Annotated in this window: 13 protein-coding genes; 8 read left to right on the top strand and 5 right to left on the bottom strand. The window is 43.1% G+C overall.

The features are described 5' to 3' along the window. Positions 1–19: 19 nt before the first annotated feature. On the bottom strand, positions 20–286 hold the full coding sequence (locus EXM22_RS04525; RefSeq protein ID WP_149485370.1) for a co-chaperone GroES: 267 nt from the start codon (positions 284–286) through the stop codon (positions 20–22). A 147-nt stretch (positions 287–433) separates the two neighbouring features. Here EXM22_RS04525 and EXM22_RS04530 point away from each other — a divergent pair, with 147 nt between their 5' ends. From EXM22_RS04530 to EXM22_RS04545, 4 genes are all read left to right on the top strand, one after another. Next, positions 434–892, top strand: a complete 459-nt coding sequence (locus EXM22_RS04530) for an SEC-C metal-binding domain-containing protein (protein WP_149485371.1) — start codon at positions 434–436, stop codon at positions 890–892. Positions 893–1,083: 191 nt separating this feature from the next. Further along, positions 1,084–1,929 (top strand): sigma-70 family RNA polymerase sigma factor, encoded by an 846-nt coding sequence (locus EXM22_RS04535; RefSeq protein WP_149485372.1) that lies wholly within the window; start codon positions 1,084–1,086, stop codon positions 1,927–1,929. A gap of 212 nt (positions 1,930–2,141) precedes the next feature. Beyond that, on the top strand, positions 2,142–4,805 hold the full coding sequence (gene ppdK, locus EXM22_RS04540; RefSeq protein ID WP_149485373.1) for a pyruvate, phosphate dikinase: 2,664 nt from the start codon (positions 2,142–2,144) through the stop codon (positions 4,803–4,805). 232 nt (positions 4,806–5,037) lie between these two features. After that, a complete protein-coding gene (locus EXM22_RS04545) occupies positions 5,038–6,675 on the top strand; it encodes an ABC-F family ATP-binding cassette domain-containing protein (RefSeq protein ID WP_149485374.1) in 1,638 nt (545 codons plus the stop codon). A gap of 58 nt (positions 6,676–6,733) precedes the next feature. Here EXM22_RS04545 and EXM22_RS04550 read toward each other — a convergent pair whose 3' ends face one another. The 3 genes from EXM22_RS04550 to EXM22_RS04560 form a co-directional block, all read right to left on the bottom strand. Next, positions 6,734–7,759, bottom strand: coding sequence for an ABC transporter permease (locus tag EXM22_RS04550; RefSeq protein ID WP_149485375.1), 1,026 nt, complete (start codon positions 7,757–7,759; stop codon positions 6,734–6,736). Positions 7,760–7,770: 11 nt separating this feature from the next. Continuing rightward, complete coding sequence (locus EXM22_RS04555; protein ID WP_149485376.1) at positions 7,771–8,649, bottom strand: ABC transporter ATP-binding protein; 879 nt, start codon at positions 8,647–8,649, stop codon at positions 7,771–7,773. A gap of 93 nt (positions 8,650–8,742) precedes the next feature. Continuing rightward, complete coding sequence (locus EXM22_RS04560) at positions 8,743–9,411, bottom strand: redox-sensing transcriptional repressor Rex (protein WP_149485377.1); 669 nt, start codon at positions 9,409–9,411, stop codon at positions 8,743–8,745. A 51-nt stretch (positions 9,412–9,462) separates the two neighbouring features. Between EXM22_RS04560 and EXM22_RS04565 the strand changes: the two genes are divergently transcribed. The 4 genes from EXM22_RS04565 (at position 9,463) to pyrB (ending at position 15,353) form a co-directional block, all read left to right on the top strand. Continuing rightward, entirely contained in the window at positions 9,463–10,617 is a 1,155-nt protein-coding gene (locus EXM22_RS04565; RefSeq protein WP_149485378.1) for a class I SAM-dependent RNA methyltransferase, read from the top strand. Beyond that, positions 10,614–12,041, top strand: coding sequence for an outer membrane protein assembly factor BamB family protein (locus tag EXM22_RS04570; protein ID WP_149485379.1), 1,428 nt, complete (start codon positions 10,614–10,616; stop codon positions 12,039–12,041). Before EXM22_RS04565 ends, EXM22_RS04570 begins: the two co-directional genes overlap by 4 nt. Positions 12,042–12,201: 160 nt before the next feature. Continuing rightward, positions 12,202–13,758 carry a P83/100 family protein gene (locus EXM22_RS04575; RefSeq protein ID WP_149485380.1) on the top strand — a complete coding sequence of 519 codons (1,557 nt, stop codon included), beginning with the start codon at positions 12,202–12,204 and terminating at the stop codon, positions 13,756–13,758. A 17-nt stretch (positions 13,759–13,775) separates the two neighbouring features. Further along, on the top strand, positions 13,776–15,353 hold the full coding sequence (pyrB, locus tag EXM22_RS04580) for an aspartate carbamoyltransferase (RefSeq protein WP_149485381.1): 1,578 nt from the start codon (positions 13,776–13,778) through the stop codon (positions 15,351–15,353). A gap of 109 nt (positions 15,354–15,462) precedes the next feature. On the opposite strand, the gene EXM22_RS04585 is transcribed toward pyrB, so the two are convergent. Beyond that, positions 15,463–17,994 (bottom strand): penicillin-binding protein 1A, encoded by a 2,532-nt coding sequence (locus EXM22_RS04585; RefSeq protein WP_149485382.1) that lies wholly within the window; start codon positions 17,992–17,994, stop codon positions 15,463–15,465. Between the last annotated feature and the right edge of the window lie 27 nt (positions 17,995–18,021).

The raw sequence follows: 18,021 nt of genomic DNA on the forward strand, positions 1-18,021 counted from the left end.
TTTCTTTGTAAAAGAAGAATTATTCTACAATTGCAATGATATCCTGCATCTTAATGATGAGGTGATCGACATCATCAATGCTGATTGTTGTTCCTGCGTACTTGTCGTACATTACTTTGTCACCTTCTTTTACGGTGATAAGATCTTTATCGTCACCGATGGCAACAACGCTTGCAGTCTGAGTTTTTTCCTGAGCTGTTTCAGGAATATACAGACCGGAGGCAGTTTTAGTTTCCGCTTCTACCACTTTAAGCAGTACACGATCTCCTAAGGGTTTAATTGTCATAATAGTTCCTCTCAATTGATTTAGAAGTTATTCACCTGATAATATACGGATCCTTCCAAAGGGGGTCAAGAAAAAAGACAGGGAAAAGATAAACAGATTTTTCTAAATTTATTTGCTTCCTAATCATATATTTATTATTTTCAAACCATGGTTGCCCGGAATAAATATAAAGAAGAAAATACCTTGAGAACCTACGAAAGAAATCCCTATGGAATGCCCAGGCAGCAATCCAGTAGAGAAGATGACCATCAGGCTTTCGTGGCTATTCAAGTGGAAAGATACCTCAAGCGGAAACGGGTACAACGCTTTTGTTCCGAAGCAGAAAAAGATGCCATCTTCCAGATTATTGGAGAGTATTGGGAAAAGATTAGCAGATCCAGAAAAGTGGGTCATATGGATACAGATTGTAAAATCAAGACATTTTATCATATAACACTTGTTTTTCCCTATTTTGTGGCAGAAGAGGAATCCCTTCTCTGTGTCGATTTTGTCAATAAGACTAAGATTACTTCTGAAGATGCTTGTCCCTGTGGCAGCGGGAAGTCCTTTCGGGACTGCTGTGGGAGCATAAAAACTGTTCAAGAACTGATAAATGGTTCATTCTGACACAGTATACGCTGCTTTCAACTCCTCTGTGTCAAGGTGACACATGAAACCCTTTCTGTTATTGATACAAGATTTTATACAAATACAACAATATTTACTAATTGCCTACAGGATAACGAAATAAAAATATTTTCGATATTTATTCAAAGGTTGGCACGATACTTGTATATTTAGTAGTCAGGAGGACCTCAATGGCCTATACTAACTACAATGATGACAATAATATACTTTCTATATACTTAAAAGAAATCAATAAAATCCCTCTATTAACAAGGGAAGAAGAAGATGAAATTGCAAGGAAAGCCGTCAAAGGTGATCAGATTGCAAAGGACAGGCTTGTGCGAGCCAACCTTCGTTTTGTTGTAAACGTATCCAAAAAATATCAGAATCAGGGGTTGCCTCTGGATGATCTGATCAGTGAAGGAAATATTGGTTTAATCAATGCCATTGAAAAGTATGATCCGGATAAGGGTTATCACTTTATCTCATATGCTGTTTGGTGGATCAGACAGTCTATCCTTAAGGCCGTATATGAAAAATCCAGAATGATCAGACTTCCTCTGAACAGAGCCAATGAACTGGTTCAGATTGAAAAGGTTCGAAAGGAATTGACTAAGATCAATGGTGAAGATCCTGATGCAGTTGAAATTGCTCAGAATGTAGGTATCCATGTTGAAGATGTGAAAAAGCTGATGAATATTTCAAGAGATCTTGTGTCCCTGGAATCTCCTACTCACAGCGAAGATAGCGTCCTTGGTGATTTTATTGAGGATGAACAGTATAGAACACCGGATAATCTTGTTATGGATATACTTTTATCAGAGGATATTAATACTGTTTTATCCACTCTTACTGACAAGGAATCTGAGATTCTTGAAAAAAGATTTGGATTAAACGGAAAGAAGCCATTGTCATTGAAAGAGATCGGTGATCAATATGGTTTGACCAAAGAGAGAATCAGACAAATTGAGAAAAAAGCCATAACCAGACTGCAGCATCCTTCTAGAAAACAATATCTAGAATCCTATGTTGCCTAGGGTAACATCTGTTTAGGTTAGTCGTATGATGTACTTATCATATGTTAATATATATATTTGACCCCTCCTGAAAAGGCTATACAAAAGTATAGCCTTTTTGCTGTTTAGCAACTTATCTTTCCTTGACAGTTCAACTTACGGGATTTAAAATTATTAAGTTAATACGACTTATTCGTATTTTTAGAAAAAATTGCAATAAAAAGAGAGGCATTATGAGTCAAGGAAAATTCGTTTATTTCTTCGGTGGAGGATCCGCTGAAGGTAAAGCAGAAATGAAAGATACCCTGGGGGGAAAAGGAGCAAACCTTGCGGAAATGACAAATTTGGGTATTCCTGTACCTCCTGGATTTACGATCTCTACAGATGCCTGTGAATTGTACTATGAAAATAATAAGGCTTATCCTGAATATATTGTAAAGGAAGTGGAGCAGCACCTTAAAAAGCTGGAAGCCCAGATGGAAATGAAACTGGGTGACCATGATAACCCACTTCTTGTATCAGTCAGGTCTGGTGCCGCTGTTTCCATGCCTGGAATGATGGATACGGTTTTAAACCTGGGTCTGAATGAAAAGGCTGTTGAAGGCCTTGCTGCACGTTCAGGAAATGAACGATTTGCCTGGGATGCCTACAGAAGATTTATTCAGATGTTTGGTGATGTTGTAAAAGGCGTACCTCACCATGCTTTTGAAGGAGCACTCGAGTCCATTAAAATGGAAAAAAATGTTGAAAACGACAATGAACTTGATGCAGATGACCTCAAGAAAGTCGTATCAAGATACCTTTCTGTATATAAAGATGCCGTAAAAGAACCTTTTCCACAGGATCCTAAAGTTCAGCTTTGGGCGGCCATTGATGCCGTATTCGGTTCATGGAAGAATGAACGAGCCGATAAATACAGAGCCATAAATAAGATTGAGGGCCTCAAAGGAACGGCTGTTAACGTTCAGTCCATGGTTTTTGGAAACTTTGGTGAAACATCGGGTACCGGGGTTTGTTTCTCTAGAGACCCATCCACAGGTGAAAACTATTTCTATGGTGAATACCTTATGAATGCCCAGGGAGAAGATGTTGTTGCTGGAATCAGAACACCTGAAAAACTCAGCACCCTCCAGGAAGGCAGTCCTGCAGTGTATGCTCAGCTTGTTGAAATCAAAGACAAACTCGAGAATCATTACAAGGACATGCAGGACATGGAGTTTACCATTCAGGACGGAAAACTCTACATCCTCCAGACCAGAAATGGAAAGAGAACCGGTCAGGCTGCCGTACAGATTGCCGTTGACCTCGTTAAAGAAAAGATGATCGATAAAAAAGAAGCTATTATGAGGGTCGCTCCGGCTCAGCTGGACCAGCTTCTTCATCCCATGATCGATCCAAGTGTCATGAAAGAAATACAGCCCATAGCCAAGGGACTCAATGCCTCTCCAGGAGCCGCCTGTGGTAAGATTGTTTTCACAGCAGAAGATGCTGAAGCCTGGTTCCTAAAGGGTGAGCAGGTCATCCTTGTGAGAAAAGAAACTTCTCCCGAGGACATCGGCGGTATGAATGTTGCACAGGGAATTTTGACCTCTACCGGAGGCATGACCTCCCATGCGGCTGTTGTAGCCCGTGGTATGGGAACACCCTGTGTCGCCGGATGTAAAGAGCTTATCATCAATCAGGAAAACAAAACCATGTCTGTGGGTTCCAAAGTTTTCAAAGAAGGAAACTGGTGTTCTCTCGATGGAACAGACGGATTAGTATACGAAGGGGCTATCGATCTCATCCAGCCTGAACTGTCTGGGAATTTGAATGAATTCCTGACTTGGGCCGATGACATCAGAAATTCTGCCAAGAGAGAAGGTGTCGCCGATGGATTCGGTATCAGAGCCAATGCCGACTTACCCGTAGACGCACTCAAAGGTCGTGAGTTTGGAGCCGAAGGTATCGGTTTGTGTCGTACAGAGCATATGTTTTTTGATGAAGAAAAGCTGAAATCCTTCCGGATTATGATTGTTGCCGACAGCAAGGAGAGAAGGGTGGAATCCCTTAAGAAGATCATGCCTCTTCAGACAGAAGACTTTGAAGGCATTTTCAGAGCCATGGATGGTCTTCCTGTTAACATCAGACTCTTAGACCCACCTCTCCATGAGTTTGTTCCCCGTTCAAAGAGAGACATTGCTGAGCTGGCCGATATCATCGGTATCAGTAAAGAAGACCTTCAGGTCAGATTGAACTCTCTGGAAGAACAGAACCCCATGCTAGGTCACAGAGGTTGTCGTCTGGGCATAACCTATCCTGAAATCTATGACATGCAGGTTGAGGCCATTGCCAGAGCCGCTGTTAAGGTTCAAAAAGAGGGCATCAAGGTCTTACCCGAGATTATGATTCCTCTCATTGGTACATACAAAGAATTTATTCCTTTAAGAGAAAATGCTGAGAAGATTCTCAAATCCGTTTTTGAAGAAACAGGAATCACTGTGGAATATCAGATCGGAACGATGATCGAAATTCCAAGAGCGGCTTTGACAGCAGAAGATATCGCTAAATATGCCGATTATTTCTCATTTGGTACCAACGACCTGACCCAGATGACCTTTGGATATTCAAGGGACGATGTGGGAACTTTTGTTCCTGAATATGTGAACAAGAAAATACTGAAAGCTGACCCATTTCAAACCCTCGACCAACATGGTGTAGGCCTCCTGGTGGAACTTGGTGTTCAAAGAGGACGCTCCACTAAGGCCAATTTGAAAACCAGTATCTGTGGTGAACACGGTGGCGATCCAGACTCCATTGACTTCTGCTACAGAGCGGGGCTGAATGTTGTTTCCTGTTCTCCCTACAGAGTGCCAATCGCAAGACTGGCCGCAGCACAGGCTGTCATTAGAAACTGATTTTAAAGAAAGGAAATGGTTCATTTTCTTCTTATAAAAGCATAATTTTGTTGGGGTCTTCTGTAAAACAGAAGGCCCTTTTTTAATTTATTTATCTCCCTTTCTTTAGGGAAAGGAAGATAAGGCGTGTATCCTTGAATTGCTAGTTTAGGATATCTTTAACTATTGACTTTAAAGGACTTTACCTCTAAGTTTTCTATGCGAAAAACAACTAATACGACAGGAGATTCTTTTGATAACGGCAAGTAATATAACTCTCTCATTCGGAAAGCGATTTTTATTCAAGGATGTGAACATTAAATTCACTCCCGGAAACTGTTACGGTCTTATCGGTGCCAATGGTTCCGGAAAATCAACATTTCTTAAAATTTTATCCGGTGAAATTGAGCAGGACTCGGGAGAAGTCATCATTCCTCCGGGAGAACGTCTTGCAGTCCTTGCCCAGGATCATTATGCCTTCAATGAGCATACTGTCCTCAATTCGGTCATCATGGGTCATAAGAAACTGTATGAAGTAATGGTTGAAAAAGACAATATCTATATGAAAGAAGATTTCTCAGATGCCGATGGTATCAGGGCTTCCGAGTTAGAAGGTGAGTTTGCCGATCTGAACGGTTGGGAAGCCGAGAGTGAAGCCGCTACCCTGCTGGCGGGTCTGGGAGTCACCGAGGATATGCATTCTAAGCTGATGAAGGATGTGGATGACACCTATAAGGTCAGAATCCTGCTGGCCCAGGCGATTTTTGGAAATCCCGATATTCTTCTTTTGGATGAACCAACAAACCACCTGGATATTGAATCAATTCGCTGGCTTGAAAATTTTCTTTATGGTTTTAAGAATACAGTCATTGTCGTATCCCATGACAGACACTTTCTCAATAAGGTCTGTACCCACATAGCCGACATTGACTACAACAGAATCCAGATTTTCGTGGGAAACTATATGTTCTGGCAGCAGGCCAGTCAGTTGTCTGCATCCCAAAGAAAAGACCAGGCCAAAAAGCAGGAAGCCAAGGCGGCAGAGTTGAAGGCCTTTATTCAAAGGTTCTCGGCGAATGCATCCAAATCAAAACAGGCTACTTCCAGGAAAAAAGAACTGGATAAGCTGGAATTAAACGAATTACCGAAAACTTCACGCCGTTTCCCATACGTTGGTTTTGAGCCTGATAGGGAACCGGGAACAATCATTCTTGAATTGGACAATATCAGCAAGACCATTGATGGACAAACGCTTTTTTCAAATTGGGATCTAACCGTCGATAATGGCGACAAAATAGGTTTTGTAGGACCCGATAACCAGGCTAAAACTGCCTTTATGGAAATCATTATGGGAAATATGGAACCCGACACGGGGAGCTATAACTGGGGAGTCACCACATCCCAGTCGTATTTTCCCAAGGATAACACTAAATTTTTCGACACAGATGAAAACATGACCGAATGGCTCCGTAAGTATTCAGACGAACAGGATGACGCCTATGTGCGGGGATTCCTCGGTAGGATGCTCTTTTCCGGAGATGAATCTCTCAAGAAGGTGAAAGTCCTTTCTGGTGGAGAGAAGGTTCGCTGCATGCTTTCCAGAATGATGCTTAGTAAATCTAACGTTATCGTTCTGGATGACCCCACGGCTCACCTTGACCTCGAATCCATAACATCCCTCAATGACGGTTTAATCAAATTTAACGGGATCGTTATATTCAGCAGTCATGACCATCAGTTTATCAATACCATTGCCAACAGAATCATTGAGTTCACACCTGGAGGAATCATCGACAGGAAGATGACATTTGAAGATTACCTGGAAAGTGAAGATGTCCGGGCATTAAGAGATGAAATGTACGGTGGAAAACATGAGAGAATGACGATCTAGAACAATCGTTTATCCCCAAAAAAAGGTCCCCAAAGGGACCTTTTTTTGGCTGTTTTTATTAGTCCCACTTGAAGGTCAGGGAGGCTACGACCAAAAAGAGAAGGGTCATAGCTGTGAGAATCAATAACTGTGGAGCCACTGTGAGAATATCGGCTCCTTCCAGCATAATTTTTCTAGCGCCTTCAATAAAATGCGTGAGAGGGAAGAGTTTGGAGACTCGCTGTAGAATGACCGGTGTTCCTTCCAAAGAGAAAAATACACCAGAAAATATGATCATGGGGAAGGTAATCAAGTTCATAAGTCCGCTTGCGAGTTCTTCACTCTTAATCCTGGCGGCAAAGATAAGACCCAGGGCAATCATGCACAAAATGGCAAGAGAGGTGATCAAGAGTAGTAGGAAATAAGACCCCAGCATCATAAAGTGGAGGAATATGTTCGTACCCGTAAAGACAACCACCGATGTGGCCAGCACGATGAGAAAACGGGATGTCATCTGGGCTAAAATAAAGCTCATAGAAGTCACAGGGGTGGCCTTCAATCGCTTCAAAACGCCATTTTTCCTGTATCGGACAATGACAAATCCCACACCAAAGAGGCAACTGAAGAGCATATTCATCCCAATGATACCGGGAACAAGCCAATCCACGTAGCGGATGGCTTTGCCTGTAAGCTCTTCCTTTTTGAAGTCATCCAGACTGAGTCCTTCTTCCGATCTGCTCTCTGCCAGTATTTGCAGAATTTCAGCATTCTCACCCTCTGAATTGATAAAATAAGACTCCTGAACAAAGTCAATGACCATATCAAGCTGGTGATGTCTGACTTTTTTTATGAGGCTTTCCCGGCTTGTTTGATTTTCTTCATATTCGATGAATTCAATTTGACCGACTCCAAGAAAGGAAAATTCCTGAGCCGAAGGCACCGGACCGGTCAAACCGACTTTGAAAAGGGTGTTGTTCCCCGAGGAAAATGCGAAAGAAAATCCAAAAACAAGGACGAGTGGAAAGAGTAAATTCCAGTAAAAGGTACCCTTATCACGGACAAACTCCATTGTTCTGGCCTTTACCATGGCCCTGAATTGTTTCATATACGGCTCCTTCAATTGCGTAGGGATGAACCTGTTAATTTAATAAAAAGATCTTCCAGGTCCGGTTTGTGGATAGATAATCCCATGAGGTTCCAAGAGTTTAATTGAAGATCCTTGAGGGTTTTGTCCAGTTCTGTAGTCTGGATTTCGAGGTTGTTCCCTTGAATAATGGCCCCCTCGGGCAAGATCTCCGGGATCTTACCGTTGTGGGGAACTCTGATAAGCACTCCTTCAAAGTGCTTGTCCAGAAGTTCTTCCGGCGGAGCACATTCCAAAATAATACCCTTGTCCATGATGGCTATGGTGTCGCAGAGTCTCCTGGCTTCATCCATATAATGAGTGGTTAATATGACCGTAGCATTTTCTTTTTTGATGTTTTCGATGAGGTTCCAAAAATTACGCCGGGCCTGGGGATCAAGTCCCGTCGTGGGTTCGTCCAGAAAAACAATTTCGGGACGGGGTATGATGGCCAAGGCCAGAAGCATGCGCTGCCTCTGGCCTCCCGATAGTTTTCTATTGTCCCGGTCCAGTATATCCTGAAGGGAACATATTTCTATCAGATCATCCATCTCCCTGGGGGAGGGGTAGAAGCTCCTAAAGAGTTCAAGGGTCTCCTTGACGGTTATAAACTCCGGAAGGGATGTGCTTTGAAATTGAATTCCCACCTTCTGTTTAAAATGCCTATCAATGGGTTTGCCCCTGAATAGAATTTCGCCAGAGTCTGGGGGAATGATCCCTTCCATGATTTCAATGCTGGTTGTTTTTCCCGCACCATTTGGGCCTAGGAGTCCAAAACAGCTTCCCTGACGAATAGAGAGATCGATGCCTTTGACAGCTTCAACGGACCCGTATTTTTTTTTCAGGTTCCGCACACTAAGAATATTACTCATTTACCAAAAATAACCAGAATAGCCGCATAATGCAAATGATATATGAGTAAAATACTATTTTATCACAATAAAATAATTTATTTCTTTAGCATTCTACTCTGTATCTTCGTTTTCTTTGTAAAAAGGAAGGTGGAACGAAAGTACGGCATAACCTGAAGAAAGGTCTTCCATTAAGACTAGAATCCGATCGGAAACCTTGAGTTTTACATTGGTAAAATTCCAAATGGCTTTGATGTCCGTATCATTAATCACTTCGGCTACGTTTTGAGCCTCAGAGGGAGGAACTGTCAAGATAATCATGGTGGCACCGGTTTTCTTGATCAAAGCTGGAAGATCATTCACATCAGAAATGGTGAGATTATTTTTTTCTGTTCCTATTTTTTCGGGACTGGCATCGGCAATACCTACGATGGTTAATCCGTGATTCTTCAATTCGCCGTACTTCATCAGGGCGGAACCAAGGTTTCCCGTACCGACGATGATGGCTTTGTGCTTCTTATCCCAGTTCAGGAAGGATTGAATGGCCTGAAAAAGCTCATTCACATTGTACCCTATTCGGGGCTTTCCTATTATCCCTGTAACGGCCAGATCTTTTCTAACCTGGATGGGCTCTAAATCCAGCTCTTTGGCAATGTTTGTAGCCGAGATGATTTCGACGCCTTCCTGAGAAGCTCGCTTTACAAGATTCAGATAGGATGGTAGCCTCTTGATGGTCGGGATACTCGCTACTTTCTGTTTAAAATTGTCATTTATTTTGCTCATATATTATTCCGTTGATAAAAAAATCAGGACTGAGAATTATACTATTACAATATGGATAAAATGAAAAGTCAGAATTCAGTTTCTATATCGCGGAATTCAAATATATATCACGATGTACAGGTCGAAAAAATTATTCCGGGCGGTGACGGTCTCGTCAGAATGAAGGGAAAAGTCATATTTATTCCAGGAGTGATCGGCGGAGAAATTATCGATTTTAAAATCGTCAGCGAAGGGAAAAAATTTTCCCGGGGTTCGGTCATCCGCATTAAGGAGAGTTCCGAAAACAGAGTCTTACCGTTTTGCCCCGTTTACGAGATTTGCGGCGGTTGCAATATGCAGCATTTGTCTTACGAATACCAAATCAGTTTGAAGGAATCTTTTGTCAAAGAACACTTTAAAAGGCTTGCTGGTATAGGTTTACCAGAAAACTTCAAATTCCTTCCTTCCAAACCCCAACACTATAGAAACAGAATTCAGCTCCATAGAGGAGAGGAGGGCTGTGGCTTTAAAATGCGTTCCTCTGATGATGTCATTCCCCTGACACATTGTCCTGTCCTGGTAGACTCCCTCAACGATTTTCTTTCAGCTAAAGAAAATATTGTTGGCACTAAGGAAACTTTTTATGGCCTGGAAGAGCGCTATTATCGTGAGTCGGGTCAGGAGGATATTCGGGTTCTCATAGGGGATCATCCTGTTCATTTCAGAGCAGATCTTTTTTTTCAGAGTAATTTGTCTCTCATACCGGAACTCCTGAATTTCAGCCTTAATGGATATAAAGGACAGCACGGAATGGATTTATATTGCGGGGTGGGACTCTTTTCTGTTTTTATGAAAGAGCGTTTCTCTGAGATAACAGCCATCGAATTGAACCCGAAAACAGAGATGTATTACAGGAAGAATATGGCCGGTGCTTCCTACCACTATTTTGCCATGTCCCTGGAAGACTGGGTCAAAAAAAAGTCAGGTCCTCCGGCGGACCTGATTGTTGTGGATCCTCCCCGTACGGGACTCTCTGCCAAGGTGAGATCCCACATTCTGAAGATGAATGTACCCGATCTTGTGTATGTCTCCTGTGACCCTGTAACGCAAGCCCGGGATACAAAAGACCTCCTAGAGGGAGGGTATGAAATCAGCGCTGCCAGAGGATTTGACTTTTATCCCCAGACGGCCCATATGGAAACGGTCCTCAGGTTCAGGAAAAGATGAGACGCTGCCTGAGTCTCCTTGTATTGCTGCTTAGCAGCCTTTCTGGAGTCTTTTCCTGGGAAACAGCCATAGCCGGTGTACTGACCACCCCTCCGGCACAGGGGACGGACCGTAGGATTTACAGCACTGCCGATGACAGGGCTCTCCATTGTCTGGATAGTCTTACAGGTCATGAATACTGGAGTTACAGACCAGGCGGAAAGCTCAAGGGATTCACTGTTGTCTCACCAGACAGCAGCATCCTCATATTAAGCTTGGATAACACCCTTCTTTCCGTCAGTCCCGGTGGTCGGGAGTTGTGGCGCTTCCCCCTAATGTCATCTCCTCCCATTCCTCCTGCTATTGATTCATACGGAACTATCTATTTGATGAAAGACCATGGGACGCTCATCTGTTTGGACAGAACGGGACTTGAGGTGTGGAGCAGGTCCATTGATGGACCAGTCTCAGAAATCTTTGCTCTCCAGGATCGGGTACTGCTCGTTGGCCCCGGGAAGACACAGGTCTATTTTACCGATGGAGAACAGGCTGATTCCCTCGATGAGGCTCCGGCTCACATCGTGTATAAAACCCCCAATCTATATTGGCAAAAGCAGGATGGCTCGTGGAAGCAGCTTGACCTTGAGACTCTCCAAATGAAAGATTCAGAGTCGCCTCTGGCGGAGGGAATCCTCTACCCGGAAAATCAAATTTTAATTAGCTATGAAAATAAAATCATCTCAGGACGCAAGGACTGGTTTATGGAGGCTCTGGAAGCGGGTGAGGAGGCTTATGACCCTTATTATCAGAGTGGCACGAATCCCGGCAGAACCAGAAGCCTGGGTGTCCTCCCGGGGCAATCTCAGCGATACCTCCTTTTTAAAAATCGATCCGGAGCGCCTTTGCTCCCCTTGTTAATGATCGATCAGCAGTTTTTGTCACAGATTTTAAAAGAATATGAAGAGATTGACAGTTTTCAGGAGCTTATTAGAAAGGAGTCGGATTATGATCTTGTGTTTCAGGAAATCCTTTCAGACAGCCATGTGCTCAACATGAATGTGAACCGGGAGAGACTGGATGAATACAGCAGGTACCGAATTTACAAAATTCTCAGCCGCTGGGGGAATCTAAAATCCAGGGAAACGCTGCTGTTCCTTTCTAAAACGGAGCAGAATCCTCAGCATTTGGCATTGATTTTGGATGGATTGGGACGGATTGGTCTGGATGGAGATGGGAGAAGCATGCTCAGTGTGGTGCAGGCAGCCGAAGCACACCCAGGAAATCCGGATCTTCTTTTAGCCGCCGTGCGTTCCTCCTCCCGTCTCGCTAAATATAATGGCGGAAGGGCTATTTTGACGATGATGAAATTCTACAATACACTTCAGCAGAGAAATCTTCCCGCATCTGTTCAAAAGCAAATCAGCTTTGAGTTAAAATCCTTCTAGTCCATTTTTCATAGGTTTCAAACCACTAAAAAACGAAATACCCTATCATTTCAAAAATGAAAAAAAAGGATATATAAATAAAAATCTTTCACTGATTTCATTTTCTTTCTATAATAGGAAATATTGAACCCATGGATAAAATAGCTGCCGGAGGCATTCCTTGAAAAAATACATAAATTTTTTAATCCTTTTTATATTTGCATTAGCCGGAGTTTATGCTCAATCGGTTGCAGAAGATGAACTAAAGAGCGTTGGTGATCGCAGTGGCGAAATTGTATTCGAAAACTATGTCGGACCCGTAACAGAATTCAGTACCCGTGAGGAGATCCGGGGCATTGGTGCTTTTCTGGCATCAACAGAGGGAATAGAAGTCACCTGGGGAAATAAATATCAGCTTATCCGTTCCTATGAACCAGACATCCCCGAAGGACTGGATTCGGATATCCTTATTCTGTTGCCCGATGCCGGTGTGGATCATATCCGTAACCTGAGATTCATTCTGTCATCCTACCTGCAAACGACCTTTGATTACTCCCTGAGCAATGCCGATGTGCTTGCTGAGTTTATTACCTATTACAACGCCGTGTATTACAAGGATATGGATCATTTTTCAAGCCGGTATAAACCGGGAGTATTGAATCATATCAGCTCAAGCAATGCGGGACTCTCAACTCACTATTCGGAATGGGCCGGAAAATCGCGGATACTCATTCCTCTGAAATCCGCTGATAAAACGGTCTTGAGTTCTTTAGATACACCCGAATCGTCAGTCGCCTTGGACACCTCTGTTATTTCAGCCCCAGAGGTGGTCGAAGAGATGCAGAAAGAAGAGGATAAGGCCCTGGACAGCCGGCGTGAAATGGTTGAAATCCGCGAAGAGGATCTGGATGAGAAGCAGGAAGTCCTGAATGAAGAGAAAGAGGAAGTCATCGTCAAAGAGGCCATTGTTACTGAAAAGCTGGAAGAAAAGAAAGAAGAACTGGAAGAAGCAGAGCCCGATTCGCTTGAAGAGAAAATCATTCAGGAAGAAGTGAAACAGCTGGAAGAAGAAAAAGCCGTTGTAGAAGAAGAGAAAAAACAGATTGAGGAAGTGCAGAAAGAAATAGAAAAGGAACAACAGGAAGTTGTTGAAATGCGGGAAGAGATTGCCAAAGATGAAAATATCCTCCTTCAGGAAGAAACTGGATCGGGAGGGACCGTCCTTTCCAGTGAAGCCGTGACAGAACCTGAAGGATTCTGGTTCATTTTGGTCGATAAGTCTGGCGATCCTGCCAGTTATGGAAGCCTCTGGAAGGTCACCAGGGACGGAATTCCCCTCAAGCAATCTGAACTCAACAGCATCAGAGGGACTCTCTACCTGGAAAACAGTGAGGGAATCCTTGTTATTGCTGGAAAAAATGATGAACAAACCAGGGTGAATGCCCTCATTTTAGATAAGGAAACACTGGAAATCGTCAAAGAAAGCAAGACTGAAATCTATCCTGGCAGTTCTATATGGACAGATGGAAAAAATCTATTTATGATTACCCGCAATAATCAAGACTGGTCTGTGGGTCAGTATTCTCAATCGCTCGAATTATTGCAGCTCAGTGATCTGAAAGTACATCCCGATACTGGTCTGGTCTTCGTAGAAGACCGCATTCTGGTTCAGAGCCTGACAGAGGGAGTAAAGGCTCTCTCTGCATCCAGTCTGAAGGAACTCCAAATCACAGAATAACGAGGGATTGAAAGTATATGAAGAATATCTTCGCAGGCAGAACAATTGGTGTGGTCAATGATCTATCAAGAGATGAACAGCTGTATTTGTATAAAAAAACAGCGGAACTTAAAAAAAAGTACCTCAACAATGAGGATGTCTCAGAATTCAGAATAAGCGATCCCGATATGTCCGCCTATCTCATTTTCATGGAGAACAGCACCAGGACTAAGGAGTCATTCAGAAATGCCGTCCAGTTTCATGACATCAAGTTAAATATTTTTGATTCCGGAACATCCTCTTTTACAAAACAGGAGAGTTTTTCGGATACAATCAAGATGCTCTTCGGTTACAGCAAGCGCTCCCTGTTTATTATGAGGACCAGCGAAGAAGGGGTTTGTCATTTCCTGGATGAAGAACTGGAAGAATACGCCCGTAAAATGTCCTATGACAAGGCCGCCTTTCTCAACGGAGGGGATGGAAAGCATGAGCATCCCACACAGGAATTTCTGGATGAGTTTACCTTTCTGGAAAAGAAAAACTGGGATAACAGCAGCATTCATATTGTTTTAACCGGAGACCTTTATCATGGAAGAACTGTTCATTCAAAAGTGGACGGACTGAGAATCTTCAATGAGGTAAAAGTCGATCTCATTGCTCCTCCCGAATTATCAATGCCTGATTATTATGAGCGGCGTATGGTCGAAAACGGTTTTAAACTCAGGAAATTCGACACAATTGAAGAGTACCTAGGGCAGGATGAAATAGCCGATATCTGGTATTTTACGAGACTGCAGCTGGAGAGAATGGGAGATAAGGTCAAGGAAAAAGAACATCAGCTTAGAACCGCGGTGACCTTCAGAGAGGAATTTTTAGATAAGATTCCACCTCAGAGCAAATTTTACCATCCCTTACCCCGTCATAAGGTCTATCCGGTCATTCCCGACTTTTTGGATCATACAAGCTATAACGGATGGGATGAGCAGAGTGTGAATGGGTTTTTTACCAGAACTATTGAAATTGCCATGGTCGGAGGCAAGGTCGGAGCGGATTTTGATGGTTTGGGAATCGAAAATCATAAAAAAGACAAGAAATTCATCGAAAAAGTACCTGTTACCCGGAAATCTCATATTGTTGACCGTTACAAAGTTGGCATTAAGCCCGTAGATTCGGGAATCGTCATAGATCATATCAGTTCTGGCGAAGACCTAAGTACCATCTGGAATCAGATTGAAAAGATAAGAAGGATATTGAAATTAAACTGCAGAAGTTCCCACGGGGTGTACCATTCCAATGACAGGACAGTTTACAAAGGAATCATTTCCCTGCCGGATATCCTGGAGCTGAGCGATACGGATATCAAGAAACTGGCTGCCATATCACCGGAATGTACCTTGAATATCATTAAGGATGAGTCTGTACATGAAAAATTCAGGCTCCATATGCCACCGCAGATTTATAATTTTGAAGAAATCTCCTGCAAAAATGAAAACTGTATTTCCCATCCTGAAAAGCATCAGCATGTAAAGACATATTTTCTTCGCTCGACTGACTCAATGTTTGTTTGTAAGTACTGTGAAAAGAGTCATTCCTTTGAGGAAATCTGGGATATCTAGAATAGATCGATACAAATTAAAGCGGATTTTTCTGTTCCACAAGGTTCAGAAAAATCCGCTATTTTATTTATAATATGTGTTTGGATTACATTTAGATCAATGAAGAACCTTAATCCAGAAGGTAGGTGTTCTCATTGTCAGAATCATCATTGTCAGTAAAGGGATCGTTCAGTAAGAAGTCTATCATGCTGTCATCAATCTCTTCGTAAGCAGATGAATTATCTGAATAGGGGTCTTGAAGCAGTTCCAGTCCGGGAGCCGATATAAGAGCAGATGAGAAGTCATTCAAGTACTTTTGGGTCAACGACTCATCCCTTGTTTCTTCAAAGGAATGGATTGGACAGAATGTCTTTGGCTCTGTTCCAGCCAGGAAAATCTCATGGCGCGTGTCTTCACAAAGATCAGTAGGGACCATACCGGAAAGATCGCAGACTTCCATTTCCACAAGGCCGGAACTGGGTTTGGTGAAATCTCTAATGGGCACTTTGCTGTTGATATAAGACATATATTCACCCCAGATCCAACCCGTTGCAGTCGCTCCTGTCTGGTTTACACCGAGAGTACTGCCTCCCTGGTCAAACCCAGCCCACATCACAGTGGTGTAGTAGGGAGAGAAACCGGCGGTCCAGGCATCTGCCCAGTTTTGAGTCGTACCTGTCTTGCCCCCTATGGGTAATCGGTCAAAACCTTTCACATAGCGGGGCAGGTGGCTCAGTGTACCACTTTCTGTGGTAGTCTGGAGTAGGTCTACCATCATATAGGCTTCTTCTGCTGACATGATCTGAAGGTCTTCTTTTTTCTGTTGATCTCTGAGGTCTCTTTCCGGATTCAGAATGATATTCCCATTTCTGTCTTCCACATAGCGGATGGCAATGGGTTCAACGGCCCTTCCCTGATTTGGAAATGTTGCGTAGGCACGGGCCATACGAAGGGGACTCGTTGTAATGACACCCAATCCCAGAGGGTACAACCTGGGAAACCGTCTTCCGATTTCCTGAGGGTCCGTATAACCCAGCAAACGGGCTGCCCTGCTGATGGCCGACTCAAAACCAATCCCTTCCAGGACCGTGATTGCCGGAACATTCATCGAATTGGCCAGGGCGTCTCTTAACAGAACGCTTCCCATCCATTCTCCCCTATAGTTCATCGGGGTATAGGATGAACCATCAGGATTCCAAAACACCTTGGGGCCGTCATAGATTCTCGTAGCCGGAGTATATTTTCTAGATGAAATAGCCGCAGAATAGTAAAGGGGTTTAAAGGAGGAACCGGGCATCAGTTCTCCGTCTACGGCTCTATTGAACTGGTTGGAGCGGTTGAATTCACTCCCTCCGACCATGGCCATAATATAGCCTGTCTCGTTATCCAGGGTGATCATGGCCGTCTGTACGGTAGACTGCTGATTCTTCATCCTGCTGTCATCATAGCTGAATTGACTCAGATAATTTAATTCACCCATGCCGAACATCATGGAAAGCATATCCATGGTAGGATTTATATTGTTTTGAAAGTCTTCCTTGGCTCTTCTTTTTTCCTGAGAACCGGCAATGCGAATCCCTTCAATGTTCATAGTCAGGGACAACAGATCGATGATAGGGACGTAAACGTCATCTACAATGTCCATCCGGTTCCCGATATTTTCCTGATAGGCCTTATTCCATCGTGTCAGACCCTTCTGGGTGAGTTCGTCCGCTTTTTGTTGAAAGTCCAGATCCAAGGTGGTATGAACTGTATAGCCGTCTCTGTAAATATCCTGCTTACCATAGAGCATTTCATCCAGCTGGGCCCTGATGTATTCACTAAACCAGGGTGCCTTATCTTCCCGGGCAAAAAAAGCGGTGGTTTTATTGTCTCTGGACCAGTCATATTTGTTGGTCCAATAATCCACCAGGGTCAAATCTGCATTTTCCTGGGTTAAATAACCCCGGCTGACCATCTGATTGATAATTTCTGTTTGTACAACTTTAGCTTTTTCCGGAAAACGAATAGGAGAGTACAGGCCAGGCCGTACGAGCTGAATGACCAACATAACCGACTCTGCTACGGTATTGTATTCTGCAGAATGATCAAAATAGAATTTTGAAGCGGCCTCTACTCCATAAGTATTGTGACCAAAGGGCATCTTGTTGATGTAGAGTTCCATTATTTCATATTTTGTGAGCTGTCTTTCTAACTGGAAGGCCCACCAGAGCTCTTTCAACTTTCGGGTAATAGAAATATCGCTTCTGTCTGCATACAGATGCCCGGCCAGCTGCTGGGTGAGGGTACTACCACCGGAAAAATATTGACCAGTAACAATTTTGACAACCGCTCTAATCGTCCCATAGAGGGAAAAGCCGTTATGTTCAAAAAAATTACCATCTTCTCTGGTAATCAGGGCGTAGATTAAACTTTCGGGTAAATCTTTTATAGATACAATTTCACGTTTTTCTTCAGAAAAGAACTCGGTGATAAGATTTCCGTTAATATCCAGAATACGGGAGGGCAGTGAAGGATTGTCTTCTCCGAAATTCTCCATATTCATGATGTTGAAATTTGTAGCCACAACGAGTCCGGCACTAACACCGACTCCAGCGGTTATGACAACCAACAGAGATAAAAGTACAATTAAAATAAGCTTTCTTTTTCCGGAAAAAATCATAGCCTTAAAAGTACGTGGCACTCAGTA

This window comes from Oceanispirochaeta crateris (assembly GCF_008329965.1).
GTDB lineage: Bacteria > Spirochaetota > Spirochaetia > DSM-2461 > DSM-2461 > Oceanispirochaeta > Oceanispirochaeta crateris.